This window comes from Chryseobacterium flavum, assembly GCF_003385595.1.
In the GTDB taxonomy this organism is placed as follows: Bacteria; Bacteroidota; Bacteroidia; order Flavobacteriales; family Weeksellaceae; genus Chryseobacterium; species Chryseobacterium flavum.
This window is the reverse complement of record NZ_QNUE01000003.1, coordinates 17,995-39,397: the sequence shown is the minus strand read 5'-3', so window position 1 is coordinate 39,397 and position 21,403 is coordinate 17,995. Positions and strand designations below refer to the sequence as shown.

Genomic DNA, 21,403 nt, shown 5'->3' with positions numbered 1-21,403 from the left:
TTAACATTTTTCCAATACTATAGCTGCATTGCATCCGCCAAAACCGGATGCGGTTTTCAAAATATACCGGACAGCTGCAGGTCGATTTGCCTGAATGATATTTAACGGCTGTGATACTCCTGTTTCCTCAAAGTTCTTGGAAGGGATCAGCATATTGTGAAGAGCTCCTTCCATAGAAATGATACTTTCCAAAAGTCCTGATGCTCCCAGACAATGTCCATAATAGCCTTTCATACTGTTAAGAGGAGCATTTTGCAGTTTCATTCTGTTGAAGGCAATGGCTTCCATTTCATCGTTATATAGAGTAGCAGTACCATGAGCAGAGATAAAATCAATTTGTTCTGCTGAGACCTGAGCTTCAGTCATAGCATTTCTAATACTTTCGTACAGCCCGTCTCCGGTTCTTGATGGCCCTGAAATATGGTTAGCATCATTAATGGCTGAATCACCGAGGACCTTAAATCTGAACTTTTCGTTTTCAGATGGAGCTGAGGTGATATAGACTGCAGCAGCAGCTTCACCGATATTGATTCCGTTTCTGTTTTTATCGTAAGGCTTACACGGGCCGGTTCCAATGGCCTGAAATGAATTGAATCCGGAGATTACAAACTCCGAAAGTTCATCTCCTGCAATCACAAAAGCATCTTTATATTTTCCTGCCCGAATCATATTTTTAGCAACAGCAATTGCCATGACTCCGGAAACACAGGCATTGGATACAACAATGGCTTTTGATTTAAAACCAAAAAAGTCCGCAATTTTTTGTGCCAATGTTGAAAGGTAAACACTTTCAGGCAGTGCAGTCTGATTTTTTAATAAGCTGATATTTCCTTTTGTAGTTGATAAAATGAATGCTGTTTCTGCTGTAATATGATGTCTTTCCATCAGGGGCTTGAGACTCAGGAGTAACATTTTTTCCAGCCTTGTAAAATCCTGATTCTTAAAATTTTCGCTGAATTCTTTATTTAGCTTTTCAGAATCGATCATCGAGGCATAAAAAGCATTCTGGTCTTTTATAATCTTGTGTAATGCAACCCCTGTTTGGCCTTCTAAAAGAGCATTCCAGTTGGTTTCTACATTAAATCCAAGGGGAGTAACGCAGTTGTAATCTGTGATATAAATCTCTTTCTTCATAATAATCCCATTTTCTCTTTCCAGGCTTGAAAAAACTCCGGGTTATACAGACATAAATTTCCGTCATTATCTAAAAATACCTGAATGGTCTCTCCCTTGCAGACTAATTTACCTTCCTGGTTGAAAAGCTCATATTGATAGATCAGTTTTGCCGAAGCGGAGTTGATAAAGGTCGTTACAATTTTAAATGTTTCTCCATATTTCAAAGGAAGAAAATGTTCGCAGGTGCTTTTTACAATAGGAGTTACATATCCTGCATGCTGAATGTCAAGATAAGTAAGGCCATGCTCGCGGCCAAACGCTTCTCTGCCATCTTCAAAATAAACAATATAATGACCATGCCAGACAATTCCCAAAGGATCTGTCTCATTGAATCTCACTCTTACCTCTTCAGTACAGGTTAATATGTTTTCTTTAAACTGCATTTTGTTTTCTTTCATAAAAAATGGAAACAGAAACGGTGGCCAGATAAAACAGGAATAAAAATATCAGCTCTTTGGCAATTCCTCCGATCCCGCTGTTTCTTAAAATAATGTCATAATATGCATTTAACCCCCAGTTCATAGGAGAGAATTTAGCAACGGTCTGCATAAATTCAGGCATTAAAAATACGGGAACCCAAATTCCTCCGATTGCTGCAAGGACAACTACTGACGTTGCTCCAAATGGAGCGGATTGTTCCTGTGTATCTGCCACAGTGCCCAGCAAAACTCCAAATCCAATGGCTGCAAGCCCCGCAAATAAAGTTACGGTTAAAAGCTGAAACATTTTCCCGGATACATCAAATGCGGGTAAATCCATATACGGAAAAAGGTAAATTCCTACAGCTACCATCAGTGAAAACTGAATGATGCAAATGATCAGATAGGTGAAAGTTTTTCCCAAAATATGAATAAAGTAGGGAGTCGGGCTTATTCTTGCCCTTACATTGGTCCCCTGACTTTTTTCTTTAACCAGATTAATCGACAATGGAACTACGATGAAGAAAATGGCAAACAATGTCCATGCAGGAACATTGTGCTGAACAGAGTTAGGCATTACATCCATTTCTCCTTTCTTTGGAGTAATTTCTTTAAAACTGATGAGGTTTTTATTTTCTTCAAGATTTTCTTCTGTCCCCAGCTGATCCTGAAAGGCCTTATAAATCTTTTTATTTTCAATCTCAAAAACCATTTTATTAACAGAATTCATTACTGAATTTTTGAATCCTGCATTGGTAGCAGGGTCAAAATATAAATGAATTTCCTTTGTTTTGGGAACTGTTTTTTTTACAGCTGCCGAATCACTTTCCAGACCAAATGAACTTACGATGGTCTGTACCTTGGAATCGATATTGGAATTCAGATCTTTTGTGAGGTTTTCAGGAATAATAATAGCCATTTGATAATCCCCCGAAAATACTGCATCCTGGGCTGACTTTTCATTGAAATTTGTCAATAACTGGAATGTTTTGCTGCTTTCCAGCTCACTTTTTATATTTTTTGATACTTCGGATTTGTCATTATCAATAAAGATGATCGGGATTTTTGATCCCTCAAGATTTTTGAAGGTTGAATCCTGAATGAGGGTAATAGTTACAATTAAAAGCAAGGGCATTACAAATATGATAACAATACCCCCGATATCTCTTTTAAGCAAAAGGATTTCTTTAATAAAACTTCTCCACAGTTTATACAACAACATCTCTTAATTCTTTTCCGGTTAATGAAATGAAAACGTCTTCGAGGTTTTCTGCATTGGCAATTTGAGAAACAAGCTCTTCAGGAGTCCCTACAGCATGAATTTTACCCCTGTCAATAATGGCAATCTTAGTACAGAATTCTTCTGCCTCAGAAAGATGGTGGGAGGTATAAATGATGCAGGTTCCGTTTTTGTTTAATTCCTGCAGGAAGTCTATAATCACTTTTTTAGATTGAACATCAACACCTACAGTGGGTTCATCCAGAAACAATACTTTAGGACGATGAAGCGTTCCTGCAATCAGGTTGCATCTTCTTTTCATTCCTCCGGAAAACTGTCCGACCTGTTTGTCAGCGAATTTTGAAAGCCCCATAATTTCAAGAGACTCATCAATAGCCTTTTTAAGATGTTTATGACTGAGGCCATACAGGCTTCCGAAAAACATAAGATTTTCTCTGGCGGTAAGTGTTGGATAAAGTGCATACTCCTGTGGAACAATACCAATGATCTGCCTTATTTTAAATCCATCTTTATGGGGAGAAAGACCATCAATATTAAACTGTCCTGAAGTCGGCTTAATCAATCCTGAAAGCATGGAAATCAAAGTTGTTTTTCCTGCCCCGTTGGGCCCCAGAATACCATAGATCTCATTGCTGCCAATGTCCAGAGAAATATCATTTACAGAAAACTCCTCAGAGTTTTTGTATTTCTTATACAGGTTTCTGATCTCAATCATATTCTCTGCCATATCAGATCGCTTTTCTCAGTTTTTTATAGAAAGCCTCTTCCAGATCTGCAATATGAAGCATTGTTTTTGAAAGCTCATTATAAATATTGCTTTTAGAGTTTCGGTTTTTGTAAACCCTAGCAATATCCACTGCAAAATCTCTCCAAAGGTCACCAATAGCTGTGATTTCTTTTGATAGTTCCTTTAGCTGGTCATTTTTAAGGATTACAGCTGCTTCCTGAAGAAATGCTCCATAAATGAACCTGAAACCTCCTCCGCCAGTTCCGATTTCCTCCTGCATTCTGATCAGTTGGCCCAGATAATGGTTGGTCACTTTTGTTCCTTTCTTTTCTGCCCATTTCGGAATACTCTTCGCAACCCATCTCATGGCTTTTACCCCGATAAGTGGTACAGGAGCCAGCATATTCTTACAGGTATCCCTGATGCCCTTTTTTATCGCTTCTTCTAAATTGATATTTTCAGGAACATACACAGGATAGTACATGTGTCCTTTGGGAGGTAATGCTCCTTTTGCATATCTCACTTTTTCCAACTCTGATTCAGAAAGAGATGTTACATAATCCATTACCGGATCGCTGATCAGAAATCTTCCGTCTTCCTTACCATATACAACAAGGTTATGGGCATTGAAGTGGAACTTATATTCTTCAGGAAAATAGGTGAGATTGAAAACGCCTACCTGTAATCCTGTAGGAATATTCTGTTCCAGATTCCTCTCTAAAGCTTTCTGTGCATCTTTAGGATTGGAAAATTTTTCTCTTTTGATTTTTATTCCCAATCTTTTTGCTGCTTTACTGAAAATGGCACCGGGCATCGGACGATAACTAAACCCTGGGGCAAAATTGACCTTTAAAAAAGGAAGATAGACAAAAAATAAGCCGGATCCGATTCCAAAGATCATAGGTTCACTCAGCTTAAGCCCTTTATTGAGCAATAGATTGGAAGCAACACCGTTTTCGCAATGTGCAGTCTGGTGATGTTCAAAGTTTAATTTCATTTGCAGCTTTTATCTTTTTCATTGGTAAAACAGAAGTTATACAACAGGGTATGCCTCCATTTATTTCCCATCGAAGTTTTTTAATTCATCCACTGAAATTCCAAATGCATCAGCATATTTTTTCAGTACAGTTTCGTTTAGTGTTTTAAATTTTCCGGGTTTAAAATGCCTTTTCACTCTCCATTGCCACATTCCTACATAAGAAGCAAGTACGCCCAGATCCATTTTATTTAATTCCATAAAGTAAACAATCGGGCTTGCCGTATTGTTGGCAACATTCTGTCTGGCTTCCTCAATTCTTTCATGAATGAGTTCCATAGATTCATCCAATGCCGCTTTCTTTGCATCCCAGCCTGTGCTGTTTGCCGTAGTATAATTGTCATTCTCATCCGTTACATACAGCACTTCAGTCATATTAGCGGATCTCAGATTGCTTTCATCCTGAGGTAGGTCTTGTTTTTTCATCTAATAATGTTTTTTAGATCCCAGATGGAAAATGGTTTACCTTTTTGATTTTAATCAGATGGCTAAAATAGTGAAAATACATAATATGTAAGTTATATTAAAATTAGAGGAATTTTAATTTGAAAAATAGACTGGAGCGTAGAATAAATTACTTTTATTAGGGAAATTTTGTTAATATATGTGTTTATATTTTAAAGCTATTAAAAGGAAGAACTTAACCAGAAAGAAAGATTTCAATCTTACACTGTATACGTTTTATGATTTATGTTTGTAACAGATCTACTGTAACAAGTGTATTATATAATAAGACTAATGTTTCAGAGTTTGATAAAAGAATAATTTAAATAATCACTATGAAGAAATTTTTTATTTCTGTTTCGCTTTTCTGTATGTTAAGTGCTATGGCGCAGAAATTCGATACCCAAAAACTAACGGATAGTCAGGGATATACTTATGAATCGGTAAGGGGTGACCAGACAGGTGTAAGAGTGTACACCTTGAAAAACGGATTGAAAGTGTATCTGGCAAAAAATGAAGATGCGCCAAGAATTCAGACTTATATTCCTGTAAGAACGGGATCAAATAACGATCCGGGCGACAATACAGGATTGGCTCATTACCTTGAACATATGGTTTTCAAAGGGACTTCTCATTTGGGAACGCAGGATTGGGAAAAAGAAAAGGCTTTGCTGAAGCAAATTTCAGATCTTTATGAACAGCATAAAACTGAAAAAGATCCTAATAAAAAGAAAGAGCTCTATAAAAAAATTGACGAAGTATCCCAGGAGGCCTCAAAATTTGCGATTGCGAATGAATATGATAAAGCGATCTCTTCGCTGGGAGCTACAGGAACTAATGCTCACACATGGCTCGATGAGACGGTTTACAAAAATAACATCCCTTCCAATGAGCTGGAAAAATGGCTGAAAGTTGAAAAAGAACGTTTTTCTGAATTGGTATTACGTCTTTTTCATACAGAGCTTGAAGCCGTATATGAAGAATATAACAGAGCTCAGGATAATGACGGACGGCTTGTGAATTATGCATTAATGGAAGCTCTCTTCCCTAAACATCCGAATGGGCAACAGACAACGATAGGAACTTCGGAACATCTGAAAAACCCTTCAATGGTAGCCATTCATAAATATTTTGATACCTACTATGTACCTAACAATATGGCTGTTGTTCTGGTAGGTGACCTTGATTTTGATAAAACGATAAAATTAGTTGATCAATATTTCGGGTCCTTTAAATATAAAGAGCTTCCGATGAAAAAAATGGTAACGGAAGAACCTATGTCAGCAATTGTTTCCAAAACTGTAAAAAGTCCGTCAACCCCAAGAATGACAATGGCCTGGAGAACAGATTCGTATGGGAGCCAGGAAGCGAGATTAGCTGATGTGGTAGCTGAAATCTTAAGTAACAGAGGAGATGCAGGATTAATTGACCTTAATATTAATCAGAAACAGAAAACTCTTGGTGCAGGCGCTTACGAGTCTCCCTTCAAAATGTATGGAATGTTTGCACTGGTTGTAACTCCTAAAGAAGGACAAAGTTTTGATGAAGCTAAAAAGTTATTACTGGATCAGCTTGACCTTGTAAAAAAAGGACAGTTTCCCGACTGGATGCTGAAAGCAATCATTAACGATAAAAAAGTTCAGCGGATGAAAGGCTGGGAAACGGCGGACGGACTGGCCACTGAGCTTTATGATTCTTATATTAAAGGAAGAACATGGGAACAGGAGCTGGATGAGATTAATCAGTATGAAAAAATTACAAAAGCGGATGTGGTTAAGTTTGCCAATGAATTCTTCAAAGATAATTATGTGGTAGTTTATAAGGAAAAAGGAGTAAATGATAAACTTGTGCGTGTTGAAAATCCGGGTATTACTCCGATTAAACTGAACAGGGAAGCACAATCTCCTTTCCTTAAAGAAATTTTAAATACTAAAGTACCTGAGATCAAACCTGAGTTTATTGATTATAAGACTGCTATCCAAACTTCAAAGATTAAAGACAAAACGGTAAGTTTTGTGAAGAATAAATATAATGAGGTCGCTCAGGTGAGTTATGTTTTTCCTTTCGGTACAGATAATGATAAAGAACTTTCTATTGCAGGAATGCTTTTTGAATATCTGGGAACCGATAAGTATACTCCTGAACAACTTAAAGAAGAATTCTATAAGTTAGGAATTTCCAACAGTTTCAGAACATCCAATGATCAGATAACTATTACTTTAACCGGTCTTGAAAGCAATATGAAGAAAGGGGTAGAGCTGATGAATCACTGGCTGACCAGTGTAAAAGCTGATAAAGCAATTTACAGCCAGACGGTAAAAACAATTCTGGAGGCCAGGGCTGTTGCCAAAAAGGATAAAACAAGAATTATGGCAGCCCTTTCAAACTATGCCAAATATGGGAAGAATTCAAGGATGACGGATATTGTTTCCAAAGAGCGCCTTGAAAGTATTGATGTAACAGAGCTGATAAAGAAAGTGAAAACACTGAATCAATATCCTTATCAGATATTCCTGTACGGGCAGGATCAGGCTGGTCTGGAAAAAGCGGTAAAGCCTTTTGTAGTCAATACAAGTTTACAGCCTGCCAAAGCTAAACAGTATGCGGAACCTGCAACCACAGGAAAGGTGTATTTTACCAATTATGACATGGTTCAGATGGAAATGGCTAAAGTGGCAAAAGGAAGTACTGTAAATCTGAATAACTTTGGAAAATCGAATGTTTTCAATGAATATTTTGGTAGGGGGCTTTCTTCCATCGTTTTTCAGGAGATCAGAGAAAGTAAATCTTTGGCTTATTCTGCTTATGTTTCTTACGGGAATGCTTCAGAAAAAGGTCATGCTAATTATATTACAAACTATATTGGGACGCAAGCTAATAAACTTCCTTTAGCTGTCAATGCAATGAATGATCTGATGGCTGAGCTGCCACAGATTCCGGCTCAGTTTGAAAATGCAAAAGGATCTGCATTAAAACAGATCGCTTCTAACAGAATTAACAGAACCAATATCTTCTTCAGCCAGCTTGCTTTGAAGAAACTTGGGGTAGATTATGATATCAGGAAAGATACTTATGCTGAAATTCAGGGGCTGACATTGCCGCAACTGACAGGATTCTATAATACCGAAGTTAAACCTGTACAATATAATACAGCGATTATTGGTAAAAAAGAAAATCTTAATATGGAGTCAGTCAACAAAATGGGAGAATTCCAGGAAGTTTCTCTTGAAGAAATTTTCGGATATTAATCTGTTTACGGTATTGATTTTAAAAGTGAGGCGAAACCGTCTCACTTTTTTAATTGTTTGGCGGAGGTCTTTCCGATGGTAATCTTACTGAACAACATAATGTTCCACGTGAAATAAGAACTGTTGTTTTTGGTGATGAGTATTTGGTGTTTCGTTTTAATTGCTGGTAATGTGTTTGTTATGGTTTCATAGTTATCTTCCAGAAATTAATCAAAATTGGCAGATAAGACATACATATTATATAAAAGAGGCTGTCTCCAAAGACAGCCTCTTTTCAGTTTTCTGTTGATCTCTATGATTTCAGCTCCTGGATAAACAGGCTGATCTCTGCCCTGATCAATAATACATCATCCCTGAAAGTTTCACAGAATATATGACAGATGTTTTCAAACTGGGAAACCAACGATGCTTTTGAGATGATGGTATTTCCTGTCTTCGGAAGCTCAAAAACTTCAATTTTTTTGATGTTGGTAATAAAGCCAATTACTTTTGTATTGGCATCAGGATTTTCAAAGAAGCTTTGTCCAAGAATAGAAGAACAGGTTTGTGCCAGATTTTCAATAAGACCCGCCTCCACAAATTCATTATGATGAACAAATATATTGTCTTCTTTTATCTCAAAGGAAGTTACAACTTTTTCTTTGGTTAATTCCAGTATATAATCAGCCATTAACATCGGCTCACGATGGGGCAGAAAGTTGTGTATATTAATATGGTCTTCCCTGATTTCCATTCCTGTTATTTTACAGCAGTTTTCATTTGAGATTTTGCAATAATGTGGCCATTCAATCTGGTTACAATATCAACTAATGTAACTCCCATCACTTCATTAAGAATAGTAACTTCTGATATAAGGCGGTCTCCTGTTTGTGGTAAAACTTCTGCTTCAAAAGATTTGATGGCTCCAATATATCCGGTTGGTGCTTCTTTCCCTAAAAGATAATACTTGTAACCTGTATGTAGTGCCACGCTCTGCGCCTGATGTTCTATCACTCCTGAAGCCTGGAAAATACCGTCCTGAACAAATATATTATCTTCTTTTATTTCAAATCCGGAAACAAGATGGTTTTCAGAAAACTCTGTCAGCTCATGAACCATCACAAAAGGAAATCTTTGAGGAATAAGGCTTTCTATAAAACCATTGTCTGATGTTGGCAATCTGTTTTCCATTAGCAGACCGTTAATAAAGAGCAGGAATAAGCGAATCTTCCGCTTTCAGGAACACAAAGAAGTATTTTCTCTCCTTTTTTAAGAGTACCGGAATTCATTAATTCTTCTAAAGCAATAAAGATAGAGCCGGCGCCTATATTCCCGACTTCAGAAAGGTTATAAAACCATTTTTCTGAAGGAAAGTCCATTCCCTTTTTAGCAAACTCTTCTTTTAGACCGTCTTTAAAATATCCTGAAGAGATATGGGCCAGCACATGATCAATCTTTTCCGGATCCAGATTGTGTTTGTCGAAAGAAGCTCTTAAACTTTCCGCTCCTTTTACAAGGATGTACTTATCAAGAATTTTAGTATCCTGCTTCAAAGCAAATATTGATTGTTTCAACCATTCGTCAGATGAATAGTCTGCCCAGGATTTTAAGCTTCCGTCTTCCTGCTTTTCACAGCCGGCATACATACATGCTTCGATTTCATGAGCATACGAATAGAAATCAATAAACTCTATTTTTAAAGAGGTTTGATTTTCTCTTGGTTTATTTTCAAGAAGGAAAGAACCTGCTCCGTCAGAAAGCATCCATCTTAAAAATTCCCTTTTGAAGGCAATGATCGGCCTTTCTTCAAGCAGTTTCAGATTTTCTGCTTCGTGGTTGAATTTATCTGCAGTCATCCATGCAGACATTCTTTCTGAGCCTGCGCAAACAGCATTTTCATGTACTCCTGCTTTTACAGAAAGAAAACCGTAATTAAGGGCATTCATTCCAGAATTACAAAGACCTGTTGCCGTATTAATCTCAATAGATTTTCCGATATTCAATTCACCGTGTACCATAGAAGCATGCGAAGGTTGGATCTGGTCAGGAGAGGTAGTTCCTACCGACAGTAACTTCATGTCTTCCTTTTTGAAGTTCTTATCAAAAAGTCCTTCAATAGCCTTTGCGGTGATTTGTGCGTTGGAATGTGTAGGATTTCCTTCTTTATCCAATGCATAATACCTTGTTGTAATTTTATTATTTCTTAAAATAAGTGTTCTTGCTTTAGAAGGCGCATCATTGATCAGACCAAGATATGTCTCCATTTCATCATTCGATACCGGCTCATTAGGTAAGTATGTTGATGCTTTTGTTATAAATACGTCGTACATTCTATTTTAAATTAATTCCTTGTAAATATCTTTTTTGTTTTTGTCTTTTAAACCAAAATATGGGGGTGGTGAGTAAGTGTAAAACTAAAACAATGGGTGAGATAATCCATATTGCTGCCATCAAATATACCTTAAAGAATTTTATCAGCAATGGGCGCTTCTCTTTTTTCTTGATAATCAGATTAGACCATACAGTAAAGATCTTATTTCCTACTTTTTCCACACGCACCAGAAAAGGTCTGATTTCGATGGCACCATTTTTAACTAAATCCGGTTGTAGATGATTCAGATTATTATTTTTAAAATGTTTTTCTATAATCTCACCATACTTTACAGAACCTGCGATCTCGGAATCAGAAATGCCAGCCGCAGGAAGTACTCCGGATTTTTCTTTCTGACCTGTTGTCAGCCACCTTAGGATGGTCAGTACACTGGTATAATTGTCATGTCGGTCTACCAAAGCGATATTTCCGACAAGCTTGGCTTTAAGATCTCTTAAATATACTTTTAATTTTTCCTGAGATAACATCCACATATTTCTTGTGCCGGAAATAGTTACAACCGGAGTGTCTTTAAGAATTTGCTCTGCATAGCCGCTTTTCAGAAACGAAATAACAGGAATAGATGGCGTAAGATACCATACCTGATATCCGAACAGGATGAGATCATATTTCTTATTCAGTACTTCTTCTGATGGGGGCAGAATTTCTTTTGGGATCTGTAGATAAGATTCCGGAAAAGTGTTGAAAAAAACATCACTTGGCCAGGGAAAAGGAAAGTCCTCCTTCAATTGGATATTATAATAGGTAACATTATATTCCTCCTTTTTAGCTTCAAAAGGACTGGCAATATTTCTTACAATATCTTCCAGCTGGCCAGTCTGAGAATAATATATTACAAGTACATTTTTTTTCATTACTATTTTTTAGTGTTTACAAAAATATGTTTTTCATATTTATTATTTAGTTTTAAATACTTTTAATGATTCAGAACTGAATTTTAGTGTATAATCGTCATGGTCAAAGTCTGTACCAGGGAGATTAAGCAAAATGATGGTCTCAGGCAGTATCTGAATATTATTTATACTAAATGTCCTGTCAGATACAAGAAGAGTGTTAATATTTTTATTCACTTCAGAAATATCCTTTATATAATGCAGTTTTCTTTTCTTAACAAGGTAATTCTGAGCGGCAATTTCCCTTCTTTCCTGATTGCTGATGAATGAGAATACTCTTCTTCCTGCCTGATATAAGGTGAGAAGCACATCTTTCTGACCAAAATCATCTGCAATATGTAAAATGCCGGCATCCTTGGGAATGTATTTGTTCAGCTCATAGTAGATGGATTTATTGTTGTTGAAATCGTCCTTTACTTCTTTCACTACTTCACTGTTTTTATACAGATAACTTAGAAATAATTTCTTTTTAAAATAGTTTTCATCTTCAAGGTCTTCTCTCAATTTTGCAAACTCACTTCTGAAATAAGCATTGATCTTTTTTGTTCTCTCTGAATAATTGGCGCCAAATTCCGGATTATCTTTACTGATTCTGCTTCCTACCTTTACTGTAATGCTTCCGTCATATATAATAAAATCTCCTTTCGGCAATACTTCTGAGTTTCCGTGAATGTAAAGGGGCAGAATATCAAGTCCGAATTGTTCCGCAAGATAGAAAGCTCCCTTATGGAATCTTTTGATATCATTAGTATAAGAACGTTCTGCTTCAGGGAAAACAACAAGGGAATATCCTTGTTCGATTTTTTCTTTCAATTTATCCATTCCATTTTCTATGCCTTGTGAAACAGGATAAAACCCGAGGGCCCTTACCAATCTGCCAAATATGGGTGACTGATATACCCAGTCATTGACCAGATAAATAATTTTATGGGTGGTCATGGCAATAGCCAGAGTGTCCAGAAAAGAAGTGTGGTTGGCAATAATAACAGCAGGTTTACTAAAATCTTCAGAAGTATTTTTAATCACTTTTTTCTTTACAAATGGATTGGTATACAGTACAGAAGTTAAAAACTTTGCTAATATCAATTTTATAATTTCCAACGTTCTGCCTTTAGAGTTTCTGACAAAAAAGCTTCCGAAAACCGAAAATAAAATACCTCCTAATCCATAATATAAAAAAGAAAAAACAGAATGAATAAACAATCTGAAGGTAATAGGTGACAATCCTTTTTTTGCTCTGTTGATAATTAAAAACCTGAACCAGAAAGGATACAGTGTTGAGGTTATGATGATGACAGAGAACATTCCAATCAGAGCTACCAAAGCTAAAGAATGTAAGGCAGGATGCTTGGCAAAAATCAGGGAGCCAATCGAAAGGATGGTTGTAAATACAGCCAGAATAATTGAAATTCTATAAGTGGGAAGTTCATTTTTTCCTGTGGTGTGTTCCTTTTGCATGGCCTGGGTGAGGAAAATGCTGAAATCATCACCCACCCCAAAAACCAGAGTACATACCACAGTGCTGAAGATATTGAGTTCCAGTCCTAAAAAATAAAGAATTCCTGCGGTTACTATTCCGGTAAGGACAATGGGGAACATCGTAAGAACAGTTAGTTCAAAATTCCGGAAAAAGACAATAATCGTTAATATGATGGCTAAAAGAGAGTAATTGATCAGGGTACTGAAATCTCTTTTGAGAAGGCCCAGAAAGTTTTCATTCATCTGTTGGCGGTCAATAGCAATCACATCATGTTTTTTTTCGATGTCCTTCATGAAATGATCTCTGCTGTTTTCATTAACCTTTACAACATTAGAGACTGTATAAAAACCATTATCATTGCTCAGAAATTCTGAAATCTGCAATGCTTTTACTTTTTCATAATCTTTTAGGGTTAAAACAGAGTGATTTTTATATAAAACTTCCCTGAAATCTTCAAAAGCAGAACTGTTGAACCCAAATTTATTCCCATTGCGGACAAGCTCAGACATGGCCTGGGTCTTTCTGTCAATAGTCCAGAACTGTTGCCAGTCTTCGATTTTTTTTAGTTGATCCTTCTCTGAAAGAACAATATTTCCGACAGAATTGTAGCTCAGTATTTTCCCCTCTTTTTTTTCTTTCTCAAGAAACTTACTTAACTGGCTATTCCTTGACAGTGCCTCTTCCTTAGAGTTGCCGTAAGATATGGTATAAATGGATTTTGAAGTAATATCTGAAAGCTTCTGTAATTTAGCCTCGCTTATTTTTAATTCTTTTGGGATATAGTTGAGGTCACCAATATCTTCATTAAACCCTACATGTCTGAACCCAAATAAACAAGCAAGGATAATCAGGGAGCAGCCAATAATCAGAGGTTTGTTTTTTTCATATGGATATGATCCTATCCTATCAATAAAATTGGTGTTGAGTTTTTCTTTATCCTCTTTTGGTTTGTAGAGTTGTGGAACAATAATTAATGCTGTAATAGATGATAAAATAACAGTAATGGCGGCAAAAAGCCCAAGATCCTTTAAGGCTTCAGAACGTACAAAAACGAGGCATAAAAATGAAACAGCTGTGGTAGCGCTGCTTAGTATGATAGGCTGGGTAATATCCTTATAAAGTTCTTCAATATTGTTGTTGTGTTTATAATGGGTAAGGATATGCAGGGCATAATCTATGGTGATTCCGATTAAAATAGCTCCTACACTTAATGAAATTGCTGAAATTTTATCTTTAATAAAATACAAGATCATTAAAGATAATAATCCAGAAAATACAGTTGGTAGAAAAATAATAAGAGGAGTAAAGATATTTCTGAAATAATAGATCAGTAATACCAATAGCACTGTCATTGAAATTAATACGGTATTTTGAATGTCTTTTTTTATTTGCTTGGCATTAGCAACAGCAATCACTGGCGAACCAAAATAACTGATTTCTGTTTTTCCCTTAAATTGCTTATTGAGATTTTCTTTGATTAGATTGAGCTGATCAATGAAAGCTTCATTTGCTTTCGTATCATTGCTTTTGTTCTTGGGGTCAATGAATAGCAAAAGATTTTTTCCGTCTTTGGTAACAATGTAGCTGTCTTCAAGTTTAAAATCTTTGCTGATATTTAATGCGTTTAATTTCTTAACGCCTAAAAATGTCAGCCCCAAAGGATCTTTTTTAATGAATTCTTTCGTGACAAGACTGGCAGGAGATACCAGGGAGATGTAATTATTTTCTATTTGTCTGGCAATACTGTCTTTTTGAAGTTTGTTGCTGATTTCTCTGTAATCGTTTTCATTGAGAAACAAGGGGAGGTTCTGATTGACAAAATCAAAGGTTTCGGAAATTTCATTATCATTGACTTTACCCTGAATTGAACCAATATACTTTTCCAGAGGCTCTATTTTTTGTAAAAAAGTATCTGCTGTTTCGGAAAGCTGAAAACTCTCCTCATCTGATTGGTTTTCTACAATAACAATGATTTTATCCGAAAAATTAAGTTGCCCGAGAACTTTTGCCGTAAGATCTGATTTTTCATTTTTAGGGATAATCTGATTGATATCTTCTTCAAAATTAATTTTTGAAGCGAAGAAAATGCACAAAGCGGCAATTCCCAGAGCTGTAAAGACAGAAAGGATTTTATTTCTGGAAATCAGATAATATAAGAAAATAAAAAAACGATGCATTGCATTTTAAAATCAAGTCTGCAAATTTAAATTTTTAAGTATTAGTTCAAAATATTTGGAGATAAGTTTTAACTGAAAATCAATAAAATATTCTAGGAAGAATGAAAAAAAATTCTACTTTTGCAAAAGTTCCCTTTAATGAAATGTATTTTAAACCATAATTATTATTAAAAAATAAGAATCTGTTTTTAGATATGTTGAAAAAAAATGATGAAAAAATAAACGGATTTCTATTTGTAATAGTACTTCCGCTTCTGTTGTTTGCCATGTCTTATTATGGATTTGAATCTTCCTACACAAGACTGAAAACATCAGAAAGACCTCCCGATTTTTTATTCTCATCCGTATATGCTTACAGAGTTATTCCTAATTATCTGAGTGTACAGATGACAGAGCTGGTCTATTATTCAATCAATGGACCTTTTTCCTTTTTTAAAGATTTTCTGACAAAAAACGGAACTCCGTTTTACCATGGGCTTTTCCTGATGAATAGTTTCTTCTTTGTTCTTTGCTCTGTATTGCTCAATAAAATATTACAGTTCAAAGCAGCGTTCTCAAGTGTTGATATAAGGAGAATTGTTCATTTGATGTCAATTTTCTTTATCGTGATTACACAATATGCACCAACAAACTGCGATACCATTGCATTGTTTTGTTATTTATCAGGTGTTTTTCTCACGCTGAAATATTTACATGAACAAAAAAAACAATATTATTATATTTTGATCGTTCTGATTGTTGTTTCTACGTTTGTAAGGGAAACAGCTTGTCTGAATATTGCTTTTTTTGCGGCTGTTTTTTTTAATTTAAAAGATTTAGAACAAAGAAAATATCAGTCTGTTCTGAAAATTATTCCCTTAATCATTGCGTTTTTAATTCCGTATCTGGGATTGAGAAAGTTTATTACTTTAGAAGAAGCTACCTTTGTTGAAGGTTTTTATATTGACAGAAATTTTTCAAGCCCATTTAATTTAGCAGGGTTAATTTTTGCTATTGTTGTATTGTATTTTATATACAGGCTTTGTATTGATAAAGAAAACAGATTGATATTCCAAAAATATATATTCTTTTCATTACCTTATCTTATTATGATTACCTTAGTCGGGCTTTTCTGGGAAGTTAGGCTTTTTCTTCCTTTGATTCTGACCGGGATTATAATAGCATTTCACCATTTAAAACAACTGCAAAGATTCAGTTAGTATGAGTTTATTACATCCATATTATATAATTGCAATGCTGTATATGCTGTTTTTCAGCGTTCAGGAAGTGTATGGGAGAAAAGTAGAAAAAAAATGGTTTTGGTTTCTGGGGATTTATCTGATTATTCTTGCCGGCTTCAGGCATGATGTAGGTCCGGATTATGGAAGCTACTATGGGATTTATATCTATTCAGACACAAAAAGTTACTTCAGTATTTTCATGAAAATGCTCCATATGGAGGGACCGGACACTCTGGATGTGGAATGGTTGTATACTTTGCTCAATAAGGTATTGCTTAATGTCTTTAATGCCCCGTTTTATATGGTTACTCTTATTGTAGCTATTTTTGCAATATGTTTTAAAGTAGAATACACAGATGACAATACATTTTATCCTTTTACCTTTACCCTTTTTATGTTTATTCCCAACTTCTTTGTTGGAGAAAGCGGCCAGATAAGGCAAAACCTGGGTACATTTATCGTTTATTTTGCAATACGGTATATTAAAGAAAGAAAATTCTGGCATTATATGTTCTTTATCTTCCTGGGATCCGGGATTCATAGTGTCTGTTATTTATTTTTGCCAATGTATTGGCTGGCTCGTGTTCCCTTAAATAAGATAACCATGTTGATCCTTATTATCGGATCTATTTTCTTATCTCCATTTGAGATTTACAGGGTTTTTGGTGATTTTTTGTCTGGGATGGCGGAAGAAAGTACACTTGTAGAAGGGTTTAACGGATACATGGATGAAACAGTACAAAGACTGAATGGAGGCTTTGGAATTCCGGAAGCCATGATGGCTATTCTTACTTTCTTCCTTTTCGTTTTTGACACCAAGATGAAGGAATTATATCCTTATTATGAATATCATAGGAATTATGCTGTTGTGGGAATTTGCTTTTATTTTATTTTCAGAAATAATCCGATATTTTCATCCCGTCTTGCCGGAGCATTTATCGGTTTTTCCTATATTATCATTCCAAATACAATGTATGTTGTTCCAAGCAGGGTCAAAAACATGGTTTATGCATTTATTATTGCACTCGTTGTTTTTAATTTTGTTGTTTTTGCTTCATTTAATAATATTAAGGCAGGGAGATTCTCGATCGACCTTTATAAAAATTATATTCTTCCATAATTGTATTTAAAAGGCTGCCGGCAGGTTGCCTTTTAAGCTATATCTATCCGTAAATTTCTTTGAATGAATATTTATTTCGACTTGCTATGTTGTAAATGAATTGTATTGAATTATTTATATTATAATTGAAATATGTTGTTTTTATTTATAAAATAAATTTATTTTTATTAAATAGGGCTTAAAAATTGTATTTCTGGTTTTACATACAAATCCAGAATATGAAACGAATAGTTGAAAAATTAGTGGCAATTTTTTGCTTAGTATCGGTTAGTCTCTGTTTTAAAAGTAACATTATTTCTGCAAAAGATTTGCCGCCGGCCGGATATTTGGAAAATGCGTTCGTGATTGCAGATCCGGATTCATTGGTTAAGCCTGCCAGCGATTCTGTATCTCTCATAATTACTGATTGGAAGAAAGCTCCCAATAGCTATTTTTTTGATCCGGAGCAGAAAAGTGCAGGTTTACTGATTCCTGTAAGAAAAGCTTATGCAATGTGGGAGGGAGGAGGTCATATTAAGGGAAATGGAATACCGGCAGGAACAATTACAGCAGATGTTCTTTGGGAAGATGAACATGGTCTGATAAAAACAGATGCAAATTATACCTTGGCTATTTCGGGCTCGGGACAACAGGCAAAAATACAGGTTCCGATCAATAAATCTAAAAAAGGAAATGCAGTGATTGCTTTCAGGGTCAATGGAGAAATCTACTGGAGTTGGCATGTCTGGGTAACTGATGATCCCAGTAATGGACCTTCTTATAAAAGTTTTGATCATCTCAAAAGAGTTAGGGCAGACGGAGTGATTGAAGAAATTCCGGATTCTGACTGGAAATGGATGGACAGGAATCTGGGTGCTCTTAGTAACTCCATTACCGGATCAGACTGGAACAGAAATAGTGGTTTGCTTTATCAGTGGGGTAGAAAAGATCCAATCCCTCCGCTGGTTACAAGAGGGAATGATTTTTATGAAGCGTCGGGAGCAATAGGACGGGTAAGACATCGGGGGGCAAAAAATTTTACAAATGCTGTGAGTATTGATGATCTTGTGAAGGTTGTTTTGCTTTCCGGAGCAGAAATAACTAATAATATCCGGCTCTCTATAAAAAACCCTTTAAGCCTGATCTATATCAACAAGGATGATAATTCCGGACAGGCTTATTATAATAACAATGTGAATCTTCCTGTAAACTGGTTCGGGAGATCTGCAGAACTTCCGGATAACCGACTTTCAGAGCTGAATTTGTGGTCAGATAATTCACAGGGAAAAATAGAATCAGTATATAATACGGACAGCAGTGCTAAACCTTACAGGGATAAATCTCCTTACGATCCTTGTCCTAATGGCTGGCGTGTCCCTTCTATGCTTGTTGCCAACCTTGCATCTCCATCGTATGTGGATGATATCAGAGTTGATTTTTCTCCTTTTGGCGTAAGAACCAATATGAGCAAAAATGTCTTTGATGCCAATAAATATTATATCATAAAGCCTACAGATTCTGGAATGCCTAATTTTATGACGGGATTTGAAGTGTATCCAAACTGGGGGTTTGACCTTTCAAATGTAGGTGGTTATAATATGGGAATCTTTCCGGGAACAGGCCAGCTGATCAGAGGGGCTCATTTAGGACAATATAGTGATCAGCATCATACGGCGCTGTGGACAGCTACTATGGCAAGGCACTTCGATGCTTCTCCCGCTGTTGGGGTCAGAGGTTTGACTCTGATTCCCGATAAAGGGCAGCCTGATGTTCCAGATCCTGCTTATCCAAACATTAAAGGAAGGTATTACTATATGCCAATGACTGGAATGTATACTTCAGATGCCAATGGCTGCAGATGTATAAAAGATCCGTTGTATATAGTGAATGATTATAACTTTCCTACCGAATATATTCCGGCGGCCATCTCCGATTATAAGGAGGGGATTAATAATCCCAATACATATCTGGCAGTTAAAAGTACACAATCGCAAAGTATTGAAATTCCTGTAAGTAAAGCTTTTTCAGTACAAAGCCAGATGATGAACAATACGGACATACTCAATCCTTCAAATTTTAATGAGCTGAAAGCAAATGTATTATGGACAACGAATGTTAATCTGATAGATAAGATCTCGGTATTTAATCCGTCTCCTTCCTCTCTGGAGGATGTCAGGTTTTCCAGGATCTCAGTAGAAATAAGACCTAATCAAAGTGGGAATGCGGTGGTGACTTTGCATAATGGAAGCATTACCAATCCTGTCTATTGGAGCTGGCATATCTGGATTACCGATACTCCTGTCTATTCTTATGCATATACAACAGAGCTTCCTGTAATGCAGGCTTCTAATTATATGAATTATACCCCTAAAGCAGATGTAGTAATGATGACGGAATTTTTAGATAGAAATATAGGTGCTCTGGCAGCTTTTCCTACGGTAGTAAATCCGCTAACTCCTAATGCTGCTGAAATTGCACAGATCAGGGCATCTACCGGACTGCATTATCAGTGGGGAAGAAAAGATCCTATTCCAACATTTCAATATGCTGATAACAGGGCTGCTTTCAATGTGTTCCTTGGAAAAGTATCAGATAACGGAAGCATTTCTTATACGACACTAACTGCGTCGGCATATAATAATTTGTCAGGAGGGTATATCGTTCCATATAATACGTATGCAGCAGCCTCGGGGGTGCAGAATACAGATAAGCCTGCTGATAGAGTAAATAAAATATTGGCGTATTCTGTCCGGAATCCACTGGTTTTTATGGTTCCCAGTACCTTTTCCCCTTTTAATAGTGTAACTCCAAATTATACCAATGGAACAGACTGGATTGCAAATGAACCGAATCTTGCTCCTGACAGATGGGGAAGGGGAGGTGAAAAGTCTCCTTTTGATCCTTGCCCTGATGGCTGGAGGATTCCGGATGTTACCAGTGTAGCGCTCGTTTCGGGACAGGATTTTGGCCAGACTCCGTGGTATAAAAAAGATAAAAATATCGCAACTATGTATAGTGTATCTTCAGATTACCAGGGAATCAGGGTAAGGAACCCTTCCACAACTTATACAATTGGTTATCAGTTTACAGATAAATCATACAGTATTGGGAATTACCCTAATTCCGGATCCCGCGCATTCAGAAGCGTGGTCGGAAATCAGTCTCCGCAAGGAACGTTAAACGTTCTGAATTTTCAATATTTCGGTGTTTGGACGGACGCTCTGACAGCAAATTATCTGGGAAGACCTGTTAATATATTATTTGATGCTGCATCAACAGCTAATCGTTTGATTACTTTTCATGATAATAATGATCCTTATTTTGGAATGGGCTGCCGATGTGTGAGAGTGAAATATAATGCTTTTGGTAAGGAAGAAGGACCTGTACCAAGGTTGTTAATCAACGCGTTGAAGAATGGGCTTGGTGCGCCGGTTATGCTAAGTAATTCAGAGGTTCCATCAGACAAATCGATAATTTCCCTGTTTCCTAACCCTGTTAAAGATGTACTTTATATTGAAACCCCGGAAAACAAAAATTATAATTATGAAATTTATAATATGACGGGACAACTTTTGAAATCCGGTCAGTTTAAGAATAAACAGATAAATGTTTCTTCTCTCGTACCCGGAGCGTATTTAATAAGAATAAATAACTCTGAAGTGATTGAGAAAGTTATAAAACAGTAACTTTAGTATAGTTTAGGGGGGTAGTGAAGATAGCTGTCACTACTCCTTTATATTTCCTGTATCTATTGCAATTGGTGAAAAATTCTATATCATTAATATAATACCTTCTCTGGAGGGCTAAAGTATACATAACAAAGGACTTGATTGGTTATTGTGTATTTGGTCTGATCCTGTGCAAAGTGTTGTA

15 protein-coding genes are annotated in these 21,403 nt (G+C 36.2%); 4 read left to right on the top strand and 11 right to left on the bottom strand.

Features of this window, described 5'->3' with window-relative positions; genetic code table 11:
* From DRF59_RS04065 to DRF59_RS04040, 6 genes are read right to left on the bottom strand one after another with little or no spacing between them, the layout of a single operon-like run.
* Positions 1 to 1,134, bottom strand: a complete 1,134-nt coding sequence (locus DRF59_RS04065) for a beta-ketoacyl synthase N-terminal-like domain-containing protein (protein ID WP_115957085.1) — start codon at positions 1,132 to 1,134, stop codon at positions 1 to 3.
* Positions 1,131 to 1,559 (bottom strand): acyl-CoA thioesterase, encoded by a 429-nt coding sequence (locus DRF59_RS04060; RefSeq protein WP_115957623.1) that lies wholly within the window; start codon positions 1,557 to 1,559, stop codon positions 1,131 to 1,133. The genes DRF59_RS04065 and DRF59_RS04060 overlap by 4 nt, the downstream gene beginning before the upstream one ends.
* Positions 1,549 to 2,817 carry an ABC transporter permease gene (locus DRF59_RS04055; protein WP_115957083.1) on the bottom strand — a complete coding sequence of 423 codons (1,269 nt, stop codon included), beginning with the start codon at positions 2,815 to 2,817 and terminating at the stop codon, positions 1,549 to 1,551. Before DRF59_RS04055 ends, DRF59_RS04060 begins: the two co-directional genes overlap by 11 nt.
* Positions 2,804 to 3,562 (bottom strand): ABC transporter ATP-binding protein, encoded by a 759-nt coding sequence (locus tag DRF59_RS04050; protein WP_115957081.1) that lies wholly within the window; start codon positions 3,560 to 3,562, stop codon positions 2,804 to 2,806. Before DRF59_RS04050 ends, DRF59_RS04055 begins: the two co-directional genes overlap by 14 nt.
* 1 nt (position 3,563) lies before the next feature.
* The gene (locus tag DRF59_RS04045) at positions 3,564 to 4,559 is read right to left on the bottom strand and encodes a BtrH N-terminal domain-containing protein (RefSeq protein ID WP_115957079.1); all 996 of its coding nucleotides are present in this window, start codon (positions 4,557 to 4,559) and stop codon (positions 3,564 to 3,566) included.
* A 60-nt stretch (positions 4,560 to 4,619) separates the two neighbouring features.
* Positions 4,620 to 5,024 carry a hypothetical protein gene (locus DRF59_RS04040; protein ID WP_115957077.1) on the bottom strand — a complete coding sequence of 135 codons (405 nt, stop codon included), beginning with the start codon at positions 5,022 to 5,024 and terminating at the stop codon, positions 4,620 to 4,622.
* A gap of 353 nt (positions 5,025 to 5,377) precedes the next feature.
* On the opposite strand from DRF59_RS04040, the gene DRF59_RS04035 reads away from it, so the two are divergent.
* Entirely contained in the window at positions 5,378 to 8,290 is a 2,913-nt protein-coding gene (locus tag DRF59_RS04035; RefSeq protein WP_115957075.1) for a M16 family metallopeptidase, read from the top strand.
* 292 nt (positions 8,291 to 8,582) lie between these two features.
* On the opposite strand, the gene DRF59_RS04030 is transcribed toward DRF59_RS04035, so the two are convergent.
* The 5 genes from DRF59_RS04030 to DRF59_RS04010 are packed head-to-tail and all read right to left on the bottom strand — an operon-like array spanning position 8,583 to position 15,211.
* Positions 8,583 to 9,023 (bottom strand): ABC transporter permease, encoded by a 441-nt coding sequence (locus DRF59_RS04030; protein WP_115957074.1) that lies wholly within the window; start codon positions 9,021 to 9,023, stop codon positions 8,583 to 8,585.
* 5 nt (positions 9,024 to 9,028) lie between these two features.
* Entirely contained in the window at positions 9,029 to 9,460 is a 432-nt protein-coding gene (locus DRF59_RS04025) for a hypothetical protein (RefSeq protein WP_115957072.1), read from the bottom strand.
* Positions 9,460 to 10,599 (bottom strand): beta-ketoacyl-ACP synthase III, encoded by a 1,140-nt coding sequence (locus tag DRF59_RS04020; protein WP_115957070.1) that lies wholly within the window; start codon positions 10,597 to 10,599, stop codon positions 9,460 to 9,462. The genes DRF59_RS04025 and DRF59_RS04020 overlap by 1 nt, the downstream gene beginning before the upstream one ends.
* Before the next feature lies 1 nt (position 10,600).
* Positions 10,601 to 11,515, bottom strand: coding sequence for a hypothetical protein (locus DRF59_RS04015; RefSeq protein WP_115957068.1), 915 nt, complete (start codon positions 11,513 to 11,515; stop codon positions 10,601 to 10,603).
* Between the two features lie 42 nt (positions 11,516 to 11,557).
* Positions 11,558 to 15,211, bottom strand: coding sequence for an MMPL family transporter (locus tag DRF59_RS04010; protein ID WP_115957066.1), 3,654 nt, complete (start codon positions 15,209 to 15,211; stop codon positions 11,558 to 11,560).
* Positions 15,212 to 15,405: 194 nt separating this feature from the next.
* On the opposite strand from DRF59_RS04010, the gene DRF59_RS04005 reads away from it, so the two are divergent.
* The 3 genes from DRF59_RS04005 to DRF59_RS03995 all read left to right on the top strand — a co-directional run bounded on the left by DRF59_RS04005 (position 15,406) and on the right by DRF59_RS03995 (position 21,216).
* Positions 15,406 to 16,410, top strand: a complete 1,005-nt coding sequence (locus tag DRF59_RS04005; protein WP_115957064.1) for a hypothetical protein — start codon at positions 15,406 to 15,408, stop codon at positions 16,408 to 16,410.
* A 1-nt stretch (position 16,411) separates the two neighbouring features.
* Positions 16,412 to 17,551, top strand: a complete 1,140-nt coding sequence (locus DRF59_RS04000) for an EpsG family protein (RefSeq protein ID WP_241505473.1) — start codon at positions 16,412 to 16,414, stop codon at positions 17,549 to 17,551.
* 218 nt (positions 17,552 to 17,769) lie between these two features.
* Positions 17,770 to 21,216, top strand: coding sequence for a T9SS type A sorting domain-containing protein (locus tag DRF59_RS03995; RefSeq protein WP_115957062.1), 3,447 nt, complete (start codon positions 17,770 to 17,772; stop codon positions 21,214 to 21,216).
* Positions 21,217 to 21,403: the final 187 nt, after the last annotated feature.

Coding starts and splice junctions, on each gene's coding strand:
- DRF59_RS04035 (WP_115957075.1), top strand. CDS start 5,378: ATGAAGAAATTTTTTATTTCTGTTTCGCTTTTCTGTATGTTAAGTGCT.
- DRF59_RS04005 (WP_115957064.1), top strand. CDS start 15,406: ATGTTGAAAAAAAATGATGAAAAAATAAACGGATTTCTATTTGTAATA.
- DRF59_RS04055 (WP_115957083.1), bottom strand. CDS start 2,817: ATGTTGTTGTATAAACTGTGGAGAAGTTTTATTAAAGAAATCCTTTTG.
- DRF59_RS04015 (WP_115957068.1), bottom strand. CDS start 11,515: ATGAAAAAAAATGTACTTGTAATATATTATTCTCAGACTGGCCAGCTG.
- DRF59_RS04060 (WP_115957623.1), bottom strand. CDS start 1,559: ATGCAGTTTAAAGAAAACATATTAACCTGTACTGAAGAGGTAAGAGTG.
- DRF59_RS04025 (WP_115957072.1), bottom strand. CDS start 9,460: ATGGAAAACAGATTGCCAACATCAGACAATGGTTTTATAGAAAGCCTT.
- DRF59_RS04065 (WP_115957085.1), bottom strand. CDS start 1,134: ATGAAGAAAGAGATTTATATCACAGATTACAACTGCGTTACTCCCCTT.
- DRF59_RS03995 (WP_115957062.1), top strand. CDS start 17,770: ATGAAACGAATAGTTGAAAAATTAGTGGCAATTTTTTGCTTAGTATCG.
- DRF59_RS04020 (WP_115957070.1), bottom strand. CDS start 10,599: ATGTACGACGTATTTATAACAAAAGCATCAACATACTTACCTAATGAG.
- DRF59_RS04040 (WP_115957077.1), bottom strand. CDS start 5,024: ATGAAAAAACAAGACCTACCTCAGGATGAAAGCAATCTGAGATCCGCT.
- DRF59_RS04045 (WP_115957079.1), bottom strand. CDS start 4,559: ATGAAATTAAACTTTGAACATCACCAGACTGCACATTGCGAAAACGGT.
- DRF59_RS04000 (WP_241505473.1), top strand. CDS start 16,412: ATGAGTTTATTACATCCATATTATATAATTGCAATGCTGTATATGCTG.
- DRF59_RS04050 (WP_115957081.1), bottom strand. CDS start 3,562: ATGGCAGAGAATATGATTGAGATCAGAAACCTGTATAAGAAATACAAA.
- DRF59_RS04010 (WP_115957066.1), bottom strand. CDS start 15,211: ATGCATCGTTTTTTTATTTTCTTATATTATCTGATTTCCAGAAATAAA.
- DRF59_RS04030 (WP_115957074.1), bottom strand. CDS start 9,023: ATGGAAATCAGGGAAGACCATATTAATATACACAACTTTCTGCCCCAT.